General features: G+C 46.3%; 18 protein-coding genes. 13 read left to right on the top strand and 5 right to left on the bottom strand.

The genetic code is table 11. From position 1 onward, the window contains the following. The first annotated feature begins 10 nt into the window (after window positions 1-10). Both HP399_RS16900 and HP399_RS16895 read left to right on the top strand, forming a co-directional pair. A complete protein-coding gene (locus HP399_RS16900) occupies window positions 11-838 on the top strand; it encodes a carbohydrate ABC transporter permease (RefSeq protein ID WP_173617705.1) in 828 nt (275 codons plus the stop codon). Window positions 839-858: 20 nt separating this feature from the next. After that, window positions 859-1350, top strand: a complete 492-nt coding sequence (locus HP399_RS16895; protein ID WP_173617704.1) for an SRPBCC family protein — start codon at window positions 859-861, stop codon at window positions 1348-1350. 78 nt (window positions 1351-1428) lie between these two features. On the opposite strand, the gene HP399_RS16890 is transcribed toward HP399_RS16895, so the two are convergent. After that, complete coding sequence (locus HP399_RS16890) at window positions 1429-2838, bottom strand: sigma-54 interaction domain-containing protein (protein WP_173617703.1); 1410 nt, start codon at window positions 2836-2838, stop codon at window positions 1429-1431. Window positions 2839-3069: 231 nt separating this feature from the next. Here HP399_RS16890 and pdhA point away from each other — a divergent pair, with 231 nt between their 5' ends. The 5 genes from pdhA to HP399_RS16865 all read left to right on the top strand — a co-directional run bounded on the left by pdhA (window position 3070) and on the right by HP399_RS16865 (window position 8364). After that, entirely contained in the window at window positions 3070-4137 is a 1068-nt protein-coding gene (gene pdhA, locus HP399_RS16885; RefSeq protein WP_173617702.1) for a pyruvate dehydrogenase (acetyl-transferring) E1 component subunit alpha, read from the top strand. Further along, entirely contained in the window at window positions 4134-5117 is a 984-nt protein-coding gene (locus HP399_RS16880) for an alpha-ketoacid dehydrogenase subunit beta (RefSeq protein WP_173617701.1), read from the top strand. The genes pdhA and HP399_RS16880 overlap by 4 nt, the downstream gene beginning before the upstream one ends. 17 nt (window positions 5118-5134) lie before the next feature. Then, entirely contained in the window at window positions 5135-6436 is a 1302-nt protein-coding gene (locus HP399_RS16875; RefSeq protein WP_173617700.1) for a dihydrolipoamide acetyltransferase family protein, read from the top strand. Continuing rightward, window positions 6437-7882 (top strand): dihydrolipoyl dehydrogenase, encoded by a 1446-nt coding sequence (lpdA, locus tag HP399_RS16870; RefSeq protein ID WP_173617699.1) that lies wholly within the window; start codon window positions 6437-6439, stop codon window positions 7880-7882. A gap of 131 nt (window positions 7883-8013) precedes the next feature. Next, window positions 8014-8364, top strand: a complete 351-nt coding sequence (locus tag HP399_RS16865) for a VOC family protein (RefSeq protein WP_173617698.1) — start codon at window positions 8014-8016, stop codon at window positions 8362-8364. Between the two features lie 142 nt (window positions 8365-8506). On the opposite strand, the gene HP399_RS16860 is transcribed toward HP399_RS16865, so the two are convergent. Next, entirely contained in the window at window positions 8507-9097 is a 591-nt protein-coding gene (locus HP399_RS16860; protein ID WP_173617697.1) for an NAD(P)H oxidoreductase, read from the bottom strand. Window positions 9098-9336: 239 nt separating this feature from the next. Here HP399_RS16860 and HP399_RS16855 point away from each other — a divergent pair, with 239 nt between their 5' ends. Further along, window positions 9337-9681 (top strand): winged helix-turn-helix transcriptional regulator, encoded by a 345-nt coding sequence (locus HP399_RS16855; RefSeq protein WP_173617696.1) that lies wholly within the window; start codon window positions 9337-9339, stop codon window positions 9679-9681. A gap of 30 nt (window positions 9682-9711) precedes the next feature. Continuing rightward, complete coding sequence (locus tag HP399_RS16850; RefSeq protein ID WP_228088275.1) at window positions 9712-10695, top strand: serine hydrolase domain-containing protein; 984 nt, start codon at window positions 9712-9714, stop codon at window positions 10693-10695. Window positions 10696-10758: 63 nt separating this feature from the next. Here the strand turns inward: HP399_RS16850 and HP399_RS16845 are convergent, their stop codons facing one another. Further along, entirely contained in the window at window positions 10759-12144 is a 1386-nt protein-coding gene (locus HP399_RS16845; protein ID WP_173617695.1) for an MFS transporter, read from the bottom strand. 210 nt (window positions 12145-12354) lie between these two features. On the opposite strand from HP399_RS16845, the gene HP399_RS16840 reads away from it, so the two are divergent. Continuing rightward, window positions 12355-12834 carry a MarR family winged helix-turn-helix transcriptional regulator gene (locus HP399_RS16840; protein WP_007721678.1) on the top strand — a complete coding sequence of 160 codons (480 nt, stop codon included), beginning with the start codon at window positions 12355-12357 and terminating at the stop codon, window positions 12832-12834. A gap of 109 nt (window positions 12835-12943) precedes the next feature. Then, window positions 12944-13438, top strand: a complete 495-nt coding sequence (locus HP399_RS16835) for a YdhK family protein (protein ID WP_173617694.1) — start codon at window positions 12944-12946, stop codon at window positions 13436-13438. Between the two features lie 91 nt (window positions 13439-13529). Here HP399_RS16835 and HP399_RS16830 read toward each other — a convergent pair whose 3' ends face one another. Together HP399_RS16830 and HP399_RS16825 are read right to left on the bottom strand one after the other, a co-directional pair. Next, window positions 13530-14000 (bottom strand): GbsR/MarR family transcriptional regulator, encoded by a 471-nt coding sequence (locus HP399_RS16830; protein ID WP_173617693.1) that lies wholly within the window; start codon window positions 13998-14000, stop codon window positions 13530-13532. 125 nt (window positions 14001-14125) lie between these two features. Continuing rightward, window positions 14126-15520, bottom strand: a complete 1395-nt coding sequence (locus tag HP399_RS16825) for a M14 family zinc carboxypeptidase (RefSeq protein WP_173617692.1) — start codon at window positions 15518-15520, stop codon at window positions 14126-14128. A gap of 246 nt (window positions 15521-15766) precedes the next feature. Between HP399_RS16825 and HP399_RS16820 the strand changes: the two genes are divergently transcribed. Both HP399_RS16820 and HP399_RS16815 read left to right on the top strand, forming a co-directional pair. After that, window positions 15767-17833, top strand: coding sequence for a sigma-54-dependent Fis family transcriptional regulator (locus HP399_RS16820; RefSeq protein WP_173617691.1), 2067 nt, complete (start codon window positions 15767-15769; stop codon window positions 17831-17833). Window positions 17834-18056: 223 nt separating this feature from the next. Next, the gene (locus HP399_RS16815) at window positions 18057-19307 is read left to right on the top strand and encodes an MFS transporter (protein WP_173617690.1); all 1251 of its coding nucleotides are present in this window, start codon (window positions 18057-18059) and stop codon (window positions 19305-19307) included. The last annotated feature ends 150 nt before the right edge of the window (window positions 19308-19457 follow it).

Raw genomic sequence — 19457 nt, 5'->3', positions numbered from 1 at the left:
AGGTGATTGGATGCGCAAACATACAGGTCCCTTGTTTTACGTGGGTCTACTGCTATTCGTTTTTCTTGTGATGTTCCCGTTTTTATGGATTCTCCTCGCAGCATTGAAGCCACCAGCGGAGCTGTTTGGAGAGCGAGCCTTTCATTTTATCATCCAAAATCCTTCGTTTGACAACTTTATCCGCGTCTTCACGGAAAGACCATTTGCCCGGTACTTGTGGAATTCAACTGTCGTGGCGATGTTAACCACGCTCTACTCCATTACGATCGCTTCTTTTGCTGCATATGCGATTGCCTGGCTGTCCTTTCGGGGAAAAACGATTATTTTGGGTGTCGTACTGGCTGTGTCCATGTTTCCGCAGATTGCTACCATTTCACCTATTTTTATGTTCATGCAATCGATGGGCTTAACGAACAGCTACATAGGTCTGATCATTCCTTATACAACTTTTGCGCTGCCGCTTGCGATCTGGAATCTGACCATCTTTTTCCGCAAAATACCGAGTGATTTGGGCGAAGCAGCCAAAGTAGACGGCGCGAGCATTTGGCAGACGATGACCAAAGTGTTTTTCCCACTCGCCATGCCTGGGGTTTTTACGACGGCCATTCTCATTTTTATAGCAGCGTGGAACGAATTTTTGTTCGCCTTGACGTTGAATACACAGGAAGCGATGAAGACTGTACCTGTGGGAATCGTTATGTTTCAGGGAATGTTTACAATCCCATGGGGAGAAATATCTGCTGCCTCCATCATCGTGACGATCCCACTCGTAGTGATGGTATTGATTTTCCAGAAGCGGATTATCTCAGGATTGACTTCTGGGGCAGTAAAAGAATAAAAGGGGATTCATTCTGGCGTTTGTCTCGCAAATGTGATTATGATACGGTGGAAGCAGCAATCAGAAAGAGAGTTGACGGACGCATGAATAATCTTACAAAATTTCAGATGAACAGGCCTGCCCATGAAGTGTTCGAAGCTTTCGTGGACCCGGCAAAAATCGGCAACTTCTGGTTCTCTTCCAGCTCGGCAAGGTGGGAAGAAGGGAAGAATATTACGTTATTCTACGATATTTACAACGCAGAAGTAGGGATTACCGTTCACGAAATCGAAGTGAATAAACGAATCCTTTTTCAGTGGGCTGGAGAAGAAAATACCGTAACGATTACGTTAAAAGAGTTGGATGAAGCCACGACGATCATTGAAGTGAACGAAGAGGGCTTTCAAGAAAATGATCCTGCGCTCCTTCAAAAAATGATCGACAATAAAGAAGGCTGGGTTTACGTCTTAAGCTGTTTGAAGGGGTATCTGGAGCATGGGATCAACACATTAAGAGAAGGGCTTGTGAGATAGCCCCCGGATGTTTGCGAGATCATACTCTGAAATAACGAGAAAGCCCGAACTTAAGTGTATCGGGCTTTTACTATTGCATTATTTAATTCCGAGGCTCCGTTTTTTTCGCACGAGCGTGGATATGTTCACTTGCAGCTTATCCGCACACTGCTGCATGGTGTCTGTCTCTATTAAAAGTCGTTGGATATACGCACGTTCAAACCGTTCGACTGCCTCTTTTAACGGCAACAGCTCATCCATTTTGGCGAGGTGGAGCGGCAGGGCTGTCTGCTGAGTATTGCGAATGGACGCCGGCAACTGATCAAATGTAATTCGCCCGTTTTCACACATATGGAAAGAACGTTCCACCACATTTTTCAGTTCACGTGTATTTCCTGGCCAGTTATAATCCATCAGCGCCTCCAACGCATCTGTTTCGATGCGCATTTCTTGCTGGTACTTCCATTCGAGCTTTTTCAAATAGTAGAAAATAAGAGCCGGAATATCCTCGCGGCGCTCACGCAAGGGGGGAATGGTGAGGGCAAGTACGTTTAGCCGGTAGAACAGATCCTGCCGAAACCGTTTTTGTTCGACCATCGCTTCCAAGTCGCTATTGGTGGCAGCGATGATTCGCATGTTAACCTGACGCGATGTTTTTCCCCCGAGTCTGCGAATCCGTCCATCCTGTAACACATTCAAGAGCTTCACCTGTAAAGGAAAAGGGAGGTCTCCAATCTCATCGAGAAAAATGGTTCCTCGATCCGCTAGCTCAAACAATCCCTCCTTCGATTGACTTGCCCCCGTAAAGGCGCCTTTCTCATATCCAAACAATTCGGACTCGAGTAAATGCTCGGGAATAGCCCCACAGTTAATCTTAATGAAGTCCCCTGTACGTCCGCTTTGGGCGTGAATGTAGTTCGCTATGACATCCTTACCGACACCAGACTCGCCTAGCAAAAGGACGGGGGAGTCGTTGGTCGCAAAGCGTTTGGCGAGTGAAGCTATTCGATGCATGAGTCCACTACGATAAATAATCTGCTCGTCAAAGTCACCATCGGTTTGTATATGCTCCAAAGCCCTTTGATACGCCGAACTGATTTGACGTGTTTCCTCCAGCTCCTTCTGAAGCTGATTCAGCTCCGTGACGTCACGCACATTTCCCACCACGAACAATAATTCCTTGTTTGGATCGAGCAGCGGGGTAGCCGTATTGATCGCTTGCCGACCGTTCGCATAATCGATCACGACACTATGCGTTTGTTTTGTCAAAATCGTACGTACAGCTGAAGAATCAGGAACCAGATGCATTTCTTTTTGCTCCATAAAGCTAAAATTGTTCAAGATGTCGGCGGGAACTCCCGTGATGTTCAAGTACGCCTCGTTGTAAAGCAGGACGTAGCCGTTACGGTCACAGATCGCCAATCCATCGTGGGACGTACTGAAGATGGTCGTCAGCAATTTAGCAAGCTCATGATTGTCACTGGTCTGGAAATACTTGGTTTGATACATCGGGGTCCTCCTCAGTAGGCTTGTAAACGGAATAATCAGAATTAATCATCTATGTGCAGTGATGCATATGCAAAAATGATCAATTTCGAATCGTTTTGTTGTGAAATCGCTTTCAATTGTTTGGCATGGTATTTGCTCTTCTATAAGAACGAAAGCAGAAGCAGGACGATCAGAATCATATTATCGAAAGACACCGCGGTGTTTTTCATTGAAAAAGAGAGGGATGTTTCCATGTCTTCATTATATCAGGTATTGAGTCCAGCGGGTGAGCTGGTAGGCGATCTCAAGGGGCAATTGGACGAGGCGACGATGATCAAGATGTATGAAAATATGGTGCTGGTTCGCCAGTTTGACCGCAAGTCTATTAACCTGCAACGACAAGGAAGAATGGGCACGTATGCTCCCTTTGAAGGGCAGGAAGCTTCGCAAGTAGGCAGCGCGATGGCATTAACACCTGGAGATTGGCTTTTCCCAACCTACCGAGACCATGCGGCAGCGATCGTCCATGGTCAATCCATGGCACGGGTGTTCCTCTATTGGATGGGCCACATGGAAGGAAGTATCAGCCCGAAACATTTGAACATCATGCCGTCATGTGTACCGATTGCTACTCAAATGGTTCATGCGGTAGGGACTGCTTGGGCGAGCAAGCTACAAAACGAAAAGCATGTCAGTATCGCCTACTTTGGTGACGGGGCAAGCTCAGAAGGTGATTTTCATGAGGCATTGAATTTTGCAGGCGTGTTTCAAACACCGACCATCTTCTTCTGTCAAAACAACGGCTTCGCGATCAGCGTTCCGTTTTCACAGCAGTCTGCATCGAAAACGATTGCACAACGGTCGGCTGCTTATGACATCCCTGGGGTTCGAATAGACGGCAATGATATCTTCGCTGTTTGGCTGACCATGAAAGAAGCTATGCAACGTGGGTTAGAAGGTAAGGGACCGACATTAATCGAAGCGGTCACATTCCGCTATGGTGCACACACAACCGCAGATGATCCGAAGAAATACCGGGATCAAGAGAGCTTGTCCGAGGAATGGCGTCAAGAACGCGATCCACTCCAAAGGTTACGTGTGTATCTGGAGAATCAAGGGTTGTGGAATGAAACGAAGGAAACAGAGCTGATTGCACGGGTGAATGAACAGATCGACGCAGCTCTTGTCGAAGCAGAGAGCTATCCGAAGTCCAAACCGGAAGACATGTTCAAGCACGTCTACGCTGAACCATCGTGGATGGCAACGGAACAGGAGAGCGAGCTCGTCAAGCCATCGAAGCAGGAGGGAATCCCAGCATGAAACGTAAACTGACGATGATTCAAGCAATCACGGAGGCCATGGATCAAAAATTGGCAGATGATTCACGCATAATGCTACTCGGCGAGGATATCGGCGTGAATGGTGGCGTGTTCCGGGCGACCGAAGATTTGATTCACAAATACGGTCCAGACCGTGTAGTGGACACGCCGCTAGCTGAGGCGGGAATCATCGGGGCGGCAATTGGTCTTGCCATGAACGGGAAAATTCCTGTGGTCGAGATTCAATTCCTTGCCTTTATTTATCCGGGCTTTGAACAAATTGTTTCGCATGCTGCGCGCATGCGCTATCGGACACGCGGACAGTACCGTGTACCGATGGTCATACGCACGCCGTACGGGGCAGGGATTCGCGGTCCGGAGCTTCATTCGGAGAGTGTCGAAACGTTTTTTGCCCATGTCCCGGGCTTAAAGGTTGTGGCACCAAGCACACCTTATGATGCGAAAGGCTTGCTGATTGCAGCAATGGAAGATCCTGACCCAGTCATTTTTTTGGAGCCGACCAAGCTCTATCGCGCATTTAAACAAGAGGTTCCGGAAGAAATGTATCGTGTGCCCATCGGAAAAGCGAAGGTCGTGCAGGAAGGCTCAGATGTATCCATTTTTGCTTGGGGAGCGATGCTTCGTGTCGCAGAGGATGCTGCGAAACAGATCGAGCGTGAAAACGGCTTGAGCTGTGAAGTCATTGATCTGCGCACGCTCTATCCATTGGATCGGGATACAATCATAGCCTCGGTCAAAAAGACGGGACGTGCAGTTGTCGTACACGAAGCGCATAAGACTGCTGGGTTGGGTGCAGAGATCATCTCCATAATCAATGATGAAGCATTGATCTACATGAAGGCTCCCGTGAAACGGATTACCGGATATGACGTGCCCGTCCCGCAATTTAGCATCGAGGATGACTACTTGCCAACGGCTGAACGTGTGAAGGACGGAATTATGGAAACGGCTACGTTTTAAGAGAAGGAGCGAGTCATATGGTTGAGTTCAAGCTTCCTGATGTGGGAGAAGGTATGCATGAAGGAGAAATCGTAAAAGTACTGGTTCGCAGAGGTGAATCCGTTCAACAGGATCAGCCACTCTTGGAGGTGCAGACAGACAAGGTGAATGCCGAGTTGTCTGCGCCAGTGACTGGCATCATTCGTGAAATTTTGATAGCGGAAGGGGAAACGGTAGAGGTCGGAACTACCCTTCTCGTGATAGATGCAGGTACGGATGCAAAGAAGGAAGAGACAAAGCTTCCAGAAAAGGTCGTAAACCCGGATAAGACAGTCAATTTTGCACCAGCTCGTGCTGATCACCGCCGCTCGTTGGCCACACCATACATTCGGCAGCTTGCGCGGGAAATGAAGCTGGATATCGAGTTGATCACGGGTACAGGAGCAGCAGGGCGTGTGACGGAAGAAGATTTGCGCCAATTCTCCAATCGACTGCAAAAATCAGCACCAGCTAAGTTTCCGACGACGGCTCCTGGCAATGAGCGTCTGTTGGAGGCAAGTACAGTGGGGGTTGAGACTGAACCGGTTGTTCAACCGAAAACAGGAAGCGCTACTCGTGTAGCCACTTCGTCGCTGGGAGATATCGAACGACTACCGCTAAAAGGCATCCGGAAAAAGATTGCCGAGCATATGGTGAAATCAGTCACAATCATCCCGCATGTTACTTCTGTCGATGAGCTGGAGATGGATCAGCTACGTGCTTTGCGCGAAAAGTTAAAGCCACATGCGGATAAGCGAAACATCAAGCTGACCTTCCTGCCGTTCTTTATCAAGGCGCTGGTCATTGCACTGAAGGAATTCCCGACGCTGAACGCATCGATTGACGATCGTACAAATGAAATTTTGCTCAAGCGTTTTTACCATATAGGTATTGCAACCGATACGCCTGAGGGCTTGATCGTACCAGTCATCAAGGATGCAGACCACAAATCGATTTTTCAACTCGCAGAAGAAATTGATCAACTGGCACGCTTGGCTCGAGAAGCCAAATTGACGATGGAGCACATAACAGGTGGTACCTTCACGATCAGCAATGTAGGACCAATCGGGGGGCTGCAAGCAACTCCTATCATTAATCACCCCGAAGTGGCGATTATCAGTTTGCACAAAATGGAGAAGCGCTGGGTCGTGTGTGAGGATGAAGGGGTTATTCGCTGGATGATGAACCTGTCACTTTCGTTTGATCATCGCCTGATCGATGGCGTGACGGCGGTACGTTTTACCAACCGGATCAAGGAGCTGCTGGAAGATCCGAATCTATTGTTTGCGGAGATGGTATAGATGGTAGTCGGCGAAGTAGCAGTCGAAACAGATGTGGTTGTCATCGGTGGTGGTCCAGGAGGTTATGCAGCCGCTATTCGTCTCGGACAGCTGGGGAAATCGGTCGTTCTGATTGAAAAAGAAGTACTGGGTGGGGTCTGCCTGAATCGCGGATGCATTCCGTCGAAAGCATTGATTCATACAGCAGGCGAATACCACAAGCTAAGTAGTCTGAATAAGCTTGGAATCCAACTGCCGACAGAGAAAGCGACCTTCCATATGCCGAGCTGGCAGACGTGGAAGTCTTCTGTCGTTGCTCAATTGAACAAAGGGGTCGATTATCTCTGTCAGGCCAATGGGGTTACAGTGGTGAAGGGGACAGCGACATTTCTCTCGAGTGATCGGATTGGCGTAGAGACGGGTGGCGATTTTGAAACGTACAAATTCAAACAAGCGATTATCGCGACAGGATCACGTCCATTCATTCCATCGTTTTTGAAAACAGATGGAGAATATATTCTGGATTCTACCGATATGCTGGCATTGGATGAAGTACCGGAAACACTGGCCATTATCGGTGGTGGCTATATTGGAATGGAGCTCGGGATGGCGTTCGCCAAGCTTGGATCGCAGGTGACCGTCATTGAGGCAGCCGAGCGCATTTTGCCGCAAACAGCTGCCCATCTCTCTCAGGAAGTGCTCAAGCAGGCAAAACAGCTCGGGATGACGATAAAGATCGCGACAAAAGTAGAAAAGACTGAGGTAGCGAACGGAAGAGTCACGCTCATATGCACTTCGGAAAAGAACGGTTCCCAAAGTATCACCGCACATAAAACGCTCGTCACTATAGGGCGCGTGCCTAACACAGGGGAACTCGGACTTGCGCAGGCGGGAGTAGAAATGGACGAGCGCGGCAATATTCCTGTGACCGCAACAGGTTGTACGAACAAGTCGCACATTTATGCCATCGGAGATGTAACACCTGGCCCTGCGTTAGCCCATCGTGCGACGAAGCAAGGGATTGTGGCAGCCGAGGTGATCGCAGGGCTGCCTAGCAGCGTAGACTCCCCGTATGTACCTTATGTGATTTTTACCGAGCCGCAAATAGCGGGTGTGGGGATGACACGCGAAGAGGCAGAGCTTCAAGGGTACAAAGTCAAGACAGCGACGTTCCCTTATCGAGCGAATGGCAGAGCACTCGCCATGGATGAAGGAGAAGGTTTTGCAGAGGTGATTGTGGATCAAGAAAGCCATTTATTGTTGGGAATGCACGTTGTAGGTGCTGATGCATCGAACCTGATCGGGGAGGGTGTGCTGGCACTTGAGCTTGCAGCACGTGTAGAAGATGTGGCGTTAACCATACATCCTCATCCCACTTTAAGCGAGGTATGGCTGGAGGCTGCCGAAGCGGTGTTAGGTCATGCCATTCATATCGTAAACAAATCAAAAGTAGCTGTGAGCAAATAGGTTTATCGTGAAACCTTAAAGACTAATGACGGATACTTATGACAATGATCAGCCTCTGAGCCTAACAAGATTAGCACTTGCATGAATGTGCTACGCTTGAATTAATCTCGTGCAAAGGATGTGTGGTCATTATGAAATTGAATCACGTCAATCTTACCGTGACAGATGTTCCAGCTGCTTCTGATTTCTTGGAGAAATATTTTGGCCTGAAAAAGCTAGATACGTCGGAAGATGCCCGTGGCGATAATTTTGGGGTCCTATTTGACGATAACGGCCTGGTGTTTACCTTAATGAAGGGTGCCGAAGTCCAATATCCCAAGACATTTCATATCGGCTTCATCCAGGAGAGCGAAGAGAAAGTAAATGAAATCAATCAACGCTTAAAAGAAGATGGTTACAAAGTAGCATCGCCAGTAAGATCGCATGGTTGGACGTTTTATGTGAAAGCTCCTGGTGGTTTTACGGTTGAGGTACTTGCGTAACGCGTATACACATAGTCGAAAGCCTTCTTTTTCGCATAAGAAAAGGGGGGCTTTCTTTTTTATTGTTTAAACATCCGGTAAGTCAGAAAGGGTGGGCGATAAAGTTGCAACGCCACCTTTGGATTCGATAGAATGACATTTTTTATACCTGAAGGCTTTCTTTCTTCCCATAATGGAATCCCAGGTGATAAGCACGGTCCAACAACTGCTCGATATGCGCAGGATTTTGCGCCAAGGTATCATAAAGGAACTCAACCCTCGAATCGTCGATCCCGACGTAACTAGAGATTCCGACATTGAGGTGATGCATCATCATTTGGTCATAACGTCTTTTTTGAAAATGATCTTCTGGAGCAGCTGCGAGACCGATCCACAGTGCATGCGTATGATGCAGTTTACGTGAACCATAGGCAAACCCGTTGTTCCAGACGCGATCGATATATCCTTTTAACATAGCTGGCATGCTGAACCACCAGATCGGAAAAATGAAGGCTAACGCGTCGTGCTTTTTCATGCGCTCCATTTCGATCTCGACCTCTGCGGAATATTTCTTATCACCATTGTTCCAATCTGGTTCATCTTCCTCCCATAAAACAGGGTGAAAACCACTGCGATGCAAATCCAAAACTTCAACCTCATGTCCTGCATCTTTTAGGCCCTGAACGAAGCGTTCAGCAACGGCAAAGGTCAAGGAATTGGTTCGTGGATGAGTAACAACTGTCAGTACTTTCATTTTCATACCCCCTCTATTTCTGTAGTAATTTGTACGCCAAAGCCTCCCGCGATCAGTAAGCGATTCGCCATGTTCCTTCCCTCCTGTTTTACAAGTAAGGTGCTGGTATATCCGAATCATGCACCATATAATGGAATGTGAAAAGTACGCACTTTTTTGTTCTTTCGATACCAAAAAGTAACATAGGAACAAAAAGGTTCCTGGAAAAATCGTAAGGAATGAGGGAGGTTAGCCAATCGATGAGGCCAAAACTCAAACATACATACCAGATTCCTTCTGAAGCAACGCTAGATGTTTTAGGGGGCAAGTGGAAAACCTTGATTTTATGTCAGTTATACTACGGCCCAAAAAGAACGAGCGAATTGAAAAAACAAATGCCGGAAATTAGCCAAAAAATCCTGACACAGCAGCTTCGCGAGCTAGAAGAGGACGGAATTGTCATCAGGACCGTGTACAGCCAAGTACCGCCAAAGGTCGAGTATGAATTGAGTGAATTGGGTGAATCGCTCAAACCAATCATGGATCTCATGTGTGAATGGGGCGAACGTTACCTTCGGGGGGAACTACCGGGGAAAGAGTCTTAAATACCGATCGGTCGAAGGAGGAACAATCACGTGCATTCATCCTTGTTTCCACTTGCAGACCCTGCAAAAACGCGGTTAGATACAGAGCTTTTCAATGAATTTGACAGAAAGATCAGAAAAGAAACGGTCGTCAGCTGTCTCATCATTCAAGACGGTTATCTCGTATACGAATATCATAAAAACAAGAAGCAAGCGCAAAAACTTCAAAAGATCAATTCTTGCACCAAAAGCTTTATCTCGGCGCTCATCGGGATTGCATTGGATCAAGAACTGATTGCTGGTTTAGATACACCTATCACTTCGTACTTTCCCTGTTTAGAGCAAAAGTCCATCGATCCCGTTAAACGTTCCATTACCTTGTTTCATTTGCTCACAATGACACCCGGCTTTGATTGGCCAGAGTTCGGCGAGTGGCAATCATTTCCCCGGATGCTCTATAGTCCGGATTGGGTGCGATTTGTGCTGGATCGGCCGCTGCTTGACCAACCGGGAGAGAAGATGAATTACAATTCTGGTTGTTCGCATTTATTGTCTGCCATCCTGCAAAAGGCAACAGGAATGAGCACCTATGATTTTGCCAAAAAGCATCTTTTTCAGCCTCTGAACATCGAAGATTCGTATTGGTATTCTGACGGACAGGGGATTTATAACGGGGGAGACGGATTACGCCTTACTTCGCGTGATATGGCAAAGCTAGGAATACTCTATCTGCAAGGCGGTCAATGGCAAGAAAAGCAGATTGTTTCAGCAGCATGGGTTCAAGAATCGATTCAGCCAAAATTTCGGACATACGAGAGGATTGGCTCTTACGGCTTGCATTGGTGGAGTGACAGAATCGATTTAAGCAAGGAGTGGACAGAGGATAACTGGTACTATTTTGCCCTTGGCTTTGGAGGGCAGAACATCATTGTCGTCCCATCTCGTGATCTAACCGTTGTTTTTAGCAGTGAGCTGTACGATCATTCATTGCGGCCGCTTGCATTATTCAGACAGTACATACTTGCAGCGGAATAGAATGAAAACCAGTTCAGGACACGAGGAGGTCCTTAGAACTGGTTTCTTTTTACATGAAACATTTTACTTGGATGCTTCGTCTGTATGGACAAGAGTTTTACTGGCATGGAATTGCAGGCGATACAGCATCCAAACTCCCATGATGAGAATGGCTAGCAGGAGGAAGATATTGCTGTACACAGATGCTGCCGGATTTGCCAGCGGATTGATCTTCATCGTTGCCGTTTGATTGTCTAGTGCTTTTCCAATCAGGCTCATAGCAACGGCACCTGAGATGAAGTTCAGCATCGAAAATAGTCCCATGCCGACACCTGTCTGTTCCTTCACGAGCGTTCTCGAAAGTGTATTGGACAAGGCAATTTGCATGAAGGTTTGACCTACATTGCTCAAAATGAGAATGACAGCAATGGTGATTGGCGAGATGCCGACGAAGGTCGAGAGCAGGCTGAAGCATACGAGCATTAAGAAAGCAGCTAGCGAGACAACAAAGAAGTTCCCGCGTTCATCTGCAAGCAAACCACCTTTGCGTCCTAAGAGTGCAGAGGCAATTGCGGCAGGGAAAAGTACAAAGCCGATGTTTCCGGCAGACAACTGATTGAGTGCGCTCAAAAATTGCGGGGTCATGAACATGACACTAAAGCTCAGGGCTGTCGATAGAAAAGCGATGAACAAGCCTACTGAAAAGCTTCGGTTGCGGAATAATGCAGGTTGAATAAAGGGATGTTCGGCAGTCCGAATTCGGACGATGAACATGGCCAACAGCACAATTCCCCCTACGAATAACAGTCCGCTACTCTCAGTAATCGACAGGAGAAACAAAGCAACCGTTGAAGCCAGTAGTCCTCCTCCGAGAAAGTCTATCGATCCAGGAGCTCCCTTTTCATCGTCCAAATATTTGCGAAAGAATGGGAGAGTAAAGAGCGGTAGCAAAGAAATAAGAAACAGCATGCGCCAGCTTCCAAAGCTAGCCATTAGGCCCGCCACCACCGGACCAAACGCATTTCCCAAGGCGAGTCCGACAGCAGACGTACCAAGTGCTCGTCCTCGTTGTTCAGGAGCGAAATAGCGAATCGGAATAATCATGGCGGTCGCTGGCAGAACCGATGCTCCAGAGGCTTGCAAGATACGTCCAAGAATGATCATCCAATATTCGCTGGCGAGCATCCCTGCAATGGAACCGACTGAGAAAATAAGGAGACCGTATGTCAGAAGGTCCTTGAGCCTATATTGGTCAGCGAGCTTGCCAAAAACAACCGAGCCGATGGCATAGACGGTCATGTATCCTGTCATAATCCAACTAACCTGCGAAGGCATCAGATTGAATTCCTGTGCAATTTCCGGTAAAGCTACATTAAACATCGTTCCATTCATGACCGAAAAAATCAAGGTGACGACAAGGACTCGAAGGAGCTTGTTGCTATTCTCCATGGCAAAATCGGAGTGATTCATGTGTATTCCTCCATTTCCAGGGTAGTTCTCAAAAGGCATTCAGACCGCTCGAATTTGCAAATAGCGTAAGATTCGCTACAATAATGAGAATACCGATGAAATTAGTGCACTTCCTCATAGTGAGCTTCCTCACTAATTAACTATAAAATAGTGAGTAACCTCTGTAGTAGAGGGTATTCGTTTTTTGCACAATTGTCAAGGAGGTCTACCATGTTTCCCAATCAAATGAGTCCACCAGCGATTGATATCATTCACATCCTGATTCGTGCCACCAATTCTATTCAGCGAGAATTCGAGACCAAATTGGCTGCGCTTGATATTCCATACCATATCTCTGGGCCAAGGCTACGTTTGCTTTCTATCGTTTCAGAAGCTGGAAAAATTCGCATGAACGAGCTCGCCGCAAAATTGGGTGTAAAGCCGCGCACCGTCACAGATTTTATTGATGCCTTGGAGCGTGACAAGCTGTTGGTGCGGATCCCTGATCCGACTGATCGCCGTGCCACCTTGATCCAGCTCACGGAATTAGCCCAATCCAGCATTGATCAAGTTTTGGCACTGCAAACGGATATTGCCGAAAATATACTCGAGGATTTGCCAATTGAGCAGCGGAAGCAATTCTACGCTCTGCTTTTACAGTTGATTGAAAACAAGGATTTGTCAATCCCGTCCAAGGATGCATTTAAGTAAAGCAACAAGCAGGATGAAAGTGGATAAGGAAGGTCTTGTGTACCCATAATACCTTACATCAAGAGGAAATCGACTACGGACATACAACAAAGAATTCGAGGTGTTTGGAATGAAAAAATGGAAACTGATATCACTTATGCTGATTACCGCAATGGGGTTAAGTGCATGTGGCGGTCCTGCTGCACCGGATGTACTGGAGCAAGTAGAGATTGTACCGAAACCTACGTTTACAGTAGGGAGTGAAGTCATCTTGAAAGCAAGTCACCAACCGGGGATGCAAGGGGCGAAAGCGAAAATTGTGGGGGCTTACGACACAACCGCCTATTCAGTGACCTATACGCCTACAACGGGTGAGCCCCCTGTGAAGGGTTATAAATGGATCATTCAAGAAGAAATCAAGAACCATATCAAGCAACCGTATAATCCGGGAACGGAAGTCGTCTTGAAGGCGGATCATGTGAAAGGGATGCTCGATGCATCAGCCAAGCTTGATACGGCAAATACAACGACTGTCTATATGATCGATTACACTCCCACGACAGGGGGAGGAGAAGTTAAGAACTATAAATGGGTGACGGAAAACGAGCTATCACCAGTCAAATGATCGATGCCATCTCTTATGAAAAAAGGCAGCAGTGGCTTTTTCAGTGCCAAAGCTGCCTTTCTACTTTTCCATTGATACGAGCTGTTTGATGTTACATGCGACGAGACTTCCACTCAGCGAGCATTTGGTTGAGAGATTCCCTGTATAGCTCAATTGCTTCCAGCGTCTCATGGAATCGCTGCATAACTAGCTCACTTTGCTTCAAACTATCAATTTGCATTCCTTTTTCTATGACATTCTTTAATGATAGGATTCGCTCTAACCCCTGTATAAGCTCTTCTTCGATTGCGTCTGGTGCCATGATGTAATAGCTCACACGGTCGCCTGTCACACTCTTTTTTTCCGCGAATCCAATTTTTAAAAGAATGCGCATATTGGTTGACACACTTCCTAGACTGACTTGCAATGTAGTGGCTATCTGTTCGGATGAAAGGGGTTCCTGAGAGACCATCAACAGTCCTATAATCCGGCCAGCAATTCTGGATAATCCTTGATTTTCGTGATGGAGAGCCATTTCTTCAATCAATTGCATCGTTTCCACCGTTAATTTGTCCAACTTCATGACTCCTTTTTCCTCGTTTTGCCCGATTTCCATGCTTTTGTCTATTATACTACCAATAGTCAGCGCTTTCTTCAGAAAATACCAAAAGAAAATGCGCCTGTTCTGCTGACAGGCGCTCATGTCATTCATGATTTTAGTGGCGTCGCAGTGCTATCATGGGTTTGTCGAAGGTGCTCCATTATCATCAAGGCAGAACCTAGCTGGACACCGCACAATTCGCGCAGCGGACGCATCGACCAGTTAAAAAAGGAGAGTAGCTCTTGTAAGCCTTGATCCAGCCATTTTTCTGAATCTGCTCGAATCTCTGAAAGGGTGATGTTGTCGGGCTGGGCGTCCAGCATACGGATCATCATGCTGCAGCAGCATAGAGAGCTCCATAAACTGCGTAGTTTCAAGTCAAACTTTTCAGCAACTGTTGCGAAGCGCGCTAAAGCTGCATCACTTTCCGCTAATTTTAAATGATGGGAGCGAGTTTTCTCCATACCGATCAGGAAATCCTCTACAGATCGCTGAAATCTGGTTGGTACCGTTATGAATGCCTGTGCGCTTTGGTACTGTTTGGATAAAAAAGCAATCTGTTCCCCTTCCAGTTTGGCTATGTCCAGCATAGCAACCTTGTAGCTATAAGTGGTTTCAGTTTTATCTCCCATTCTTGGATCCGTAAATAACGATAATTCCGAAACAAGGCAAAAGGTATGATAACGTGCCCCGGCATAATCGCGGGAGGAGCCTCCCATGAGGATTGCTTTCGCAGGGTCTTCTCCAGCAGGCAGGATACTTTCGTAGTAATCATACATAGTAGACAGCTCAGGCAGCTGATAAAAACCGTCTTGGATAGGGGGCATGAATGGCGCTTCCGGTTCGCCGATCATCAGCGGTAATTGATGATCATGCGTCAGTTTTATGATCTGTTGGCACAAAGCGTCGGGAAGAGGAGTCGATACATAATAAAACGTTCCAGTTTGATCGGAGCTGTGCAAGCTGTTGAGGAAATGCGGCTTGGCTTCATCAATCGCCCGCATAAATGCTACGGTTTCAGGAATGGGCTCGCTGAAGCTGAACGTTTTATACGCATATGGGAATGTCCATTCAACTTGTTCGAGCATACTAGGACGATAGTAGCTGCGGATGTAACGGTCTGGAGAAAAGGGGCCGCCGTACCATCCTTCATTCAATCGGCAGCCTTCTACATCGATTTCTTTGATGATATAAAAGGTATAATCCATTTGCTCTAATAGGGCAGTATCCTCACATAGCTTTTTGCTGAGATACTCTAGCGATAGAGCTCCAATCGGCTCATTTGGATGCGGACAACCGACGAACAACGCGCGGTGCTGGCCATTTCCAATTCGCAGCATGAGGATGGGGTGTCCTTCTGTTGAGTGACCGATGGTACTGAGGGTAACAAGATGTGGATAGGCGGCTGCTAATTCACGGGAAGAGGCGTCCAATTCATCAATGGTTAGAAAATGTGAGAAATTAGGCATTTCTTGCAGCAGTTTTTGTATGAAATCAGTCAAGCTCCTCACTCCTTTTGAGATGGATAAGAAAGGATGAAACAAAAGCGATTCCTGCACCTACTAGCTTATTTTAATTATTTTCAGTTATTTTAGTCAATACTGAAATTACTGAAATGACTGTCGTTTGAAAAAACTCCTTAGCCAACAGGGAAACCATGTTACAATATGAAAAGGGATTTGTTTCCACTATAAAAAATGTGATAGAAATGAAAACAGCCCCTAAATATATGTATGGAGTTGAAGGAAATGCCCCAGCTTAGGGATATCATTACTCCCGTACATGAGTGTCTTTCACCCGAACATACCTTGTCTGATGCTATTCAATTCGTACAGCGGACCAAATGGGATACGATTCCTGTTACTGATGAGCATCAAAAATTGCATGGAGTATTGACCAGAAGCAGCCTCAATCAAGCCATTCTGGATGGACAACCATTGACGAGCGCCATTCATTCCCTTATTAAAAAAGACGTCATTTGGACTCACATTGACAGTTCAGTAGGAGACATCCAAGAAATCATTCAAAAATCAGAAGTGGGGAACATCGTCATTTTGAATGATGACCACCAAGTAACCGGAATGCTTACCAAAACGGACATCATTTTCACATTGTTTCGAGCAACGAGTTCTTTGAAGGATCAACTGGAAGAAATTCTGGTTCGATCAGAGCTCGGCGCGATCATCACGGATGATTCCGAACGAATCACTTTCGCCAATCAGAAAATTTGCAATATGACAGGGCTGACCCAAGCAGAATTGCTTCAGCGTGAGGTAACTTCGCTTATTTCAGGTATTCAATTAGAGTCCATGGAGCCATCCGATCATTATCGGCTGCAACTGGGGAATAGTCACGCCGTTACCCGTATTTCTCGCTTTGGGAAAAAAGGGTGTATCCTTCTGTTTCAAGATGTATCGCAAGTGGAAAAAATGGCTCAGGAGCTACAGAGCGTAGTCAAATGGAAGAGTATTTTGCAGACGGTCATCGATAATGCTTATGAAGGTCTGATCATGATCAATGAATGGAAAGAAGTTAACTTCGTGAGTCCATCTTTACTTGAGCTTTTTGAGTTTGAAGAATCGCAAATTTTATATAAGCCAATCCAAGATGTTCTCCCTCAATTGGGACTCGACCGCGTCATGAAATCAGGTCTACCAGAATATAGCGAGATGATGCAGGTAAAAGGCATTCGATATACTGTGCATCGCGTCCCCATTATGCAAGAAAACGAAATCATTGGGGTTATCGGGAAAATCTCGTTCCGTGGCCTGCACGAAATGAAAGAAGTCGTACGTAAACTGGAAAAGAGTGAAAAAGAAGAGAAGCAAGCCCCACACGCGCAGCACGAGACCTCCCGATTCTCGTTTGAGCAGATTCTCACACAGGACCCTCAGATGGAGAAAATTATACGCAGCGCCATGAAGACGGCCAAAGGAAACTCGACTGTTCTGATCAGAGGCGAGAGTGGAACCGGAAAAGAGTTGTTCGCCCATGCGATTCACAGCATGAGCTGGCGTAGCAATGGCCCATTTGTAACAGTCAATTGTGCCGCGATCCCGGAGCATTTATTAGAATCAGAATTTTTTGGATATGAAGAAGGAGCCTTCTCGGGGGCAAGGCAAAAAGGGAAAAAAGGGAAGTTTGATTTGGCAAATGGGGGAACCCTGTTTCTAGATGAAGTGGGAGATATGTCGCTGCAGCTTCAGGCGAAAATGCTTCGTGTCCTCCAAGAAAAGGAATTTTACCGTGTAGGTGGAACAGAACGTATCCAGGTCGATGTGCGCATTATAGCAGCAACGCATCGTTCCCTGGAGGAAATGGTCCGAAATGGGGAATTCCGAAACGATTTGTTTTATCGATTAAACGTCATCTCTTTTGAAATTCCGCCACTGGCGAAAAGGAAAAAAGATATTTTGTTGTTTATTCCTTTCTTCATGGAAGAATTAAATCGCCTGAACGGGACAAGCATTATCGGAATTGACCCGCTGGCGGAAAAAGCCATGGTCGACTATGATTGGCCTGGCAACGTACGTGAACTTCGAAACGTAATGGAGCGCGCAATGCTGTTCAGTGAACACGGAAAAGTTGAGCTAGCGGATTTGCCCGAATACATGTTGGGTCATGGAAAAAATGAAATGACCGCATTCTCATTTGATTCAGAGAGCACCCTTATGGAAAAGGCAGAAAGAGCTGCTGTACAGCAAGCGTTGGAGCAATCGGGCGGCAACAAATCCAAGGCAGCTAAATTACTGGGAGTAAGCAGATCTGTGTTATATGATCGTCTGAAAAAATACCAATTAAGTGTACAAGAGTAAATGATGGATGACTTCTGGATGAAACGGAAGTCATTTTTTTATGGCTACGTGTCTGTATTTTTTACATCTGTCTGTAAAGGGTGTTTAGTCGCCATACATAACAACATCCATCCAAACGGTAAGGAAGAATAAGAAAAGACTCATGTGTGATTGGCATAACACTTGCTTTTTCTGAATTTTGTGTTTAATTATCATTCCTACGATGAAGGAGGGGAGTTTTGGGATGCGATGGATAGTTCTAGCACTCTTGTTTTTTGCCTACGTCATTAACTATGCGGATAAGGCGATCATTGGGTATGCAGCAGACCCTTTGATGAAGGAGCTTGGCTTAAATAGTGCCCAATGGGGGATGGTCGGAAGCAGTTTTTACTGGTTATTTGCCATCGCAGCTTTACTTGGAGGGACATGGTCAGATCGGATCGGGACTTCGAAAATAATCGTAATTCTATTGCTTGCCTGGACCGTTCTGCAGTTTGGCTCCTATGCCATCATGACCTTGCCGATGCTGATCTTGTATCGGTTATTGCTGGGGGCGTTTGAGGGACCATTTGGGCCGGTTGTGATGAGCCATGCTGCCAAATGGTTTCCTCCCGAAAAACGAGGGATAGCCTTTGCAGTCATCGTCTCTGGTGCCAGTGTCGGCGGAATTATTTCAGCGCCCATCCTTGTCGCGATGATAGAAAAGTATGGCTGGCGGTTGACCTTTGCACTCTTAGGTGTAGTGAGTCTGGTTTTGGCTTTCGTCTGGTTGTTTGTTGATCGAAAAAACAAGAATCACCCGAGTAATCAAATGGCTCTATCCAAGGTGAAAAAATTGAGATGGGCAGATATTTCTCCCGTTTTGCGCAATCCAGCATGTTTTCTCACCCTTGCATTGGCGTTCTCTGCTTTTTGGCTATCCACTTGGTTGCTTATTTGGCTTCCACTGTACTTGACAAAAGTGCTGCACTTAGAGCCGATGAACATGGCGTATGCCGTCGCCGGAAGCGGTGTTGCAGCTACAGTCATGGTATTGGTGCTATCATCCTTTTCCGATCATCTTTATAAGAAGTCCAAGAGCGATTTCAAATCGCGGGTTCTGGTTTCAGGGATCGTCACGCTTATTGGTGGACTATCTCTTGCCTTTATGCCGGTATTTGATTCTTTTATCTGGATATTTGTTGCTTTGTGTTTAGCAAAAACATCGAGTTACAGCATTGCCGCAGTTGGACCGCAAATACTGATTAAGCTCATGCCAGAACGAGCTGGTTTCATGACGAGTATCTATTCGTTTATTACCAATATAGCCTCCATCGTTGCTCCGGTCATAACAGGAATCTTAGTGCAAGCAGCGGGCAATAACTTTGTGCTCGGTTTTCATTACTCGCTTTACGTCATCGTGGGCCTCTTCGTTGTAACGGGGATTCTCTTTTTGGTGTTTGTCAGGCCGGATCAATCGTCCAAAGATATTCCGCTTCAAGTGGAGTCTGTGTAGGTGTCTGAAAACAAGATAATTGCGTTGAATTACCTGTTTGAAAATCAAACAATCCGACATTTTTCGTGTTGATTTTGTATAAGGAACTACTTTTTTTGTGTTGGCATGACATTTGCTTTTCTCTTTTTACAAAACAAAATCGACATGGAA

The sequence above is a fragment of the Brevibacillus sp. DP1.3A genome (genome assembly GCF_013284245.2).
GTDB lineage: Bacteria > Bacillota > Bacilli > Brevibacillales > Brevibacillaceae > Brevibacillus.
The sequence above is the reverse complement of the archived record's forward strand: the minus strand, read 5'-3'. Positions and strand labels throughout refer to the sequence as shown.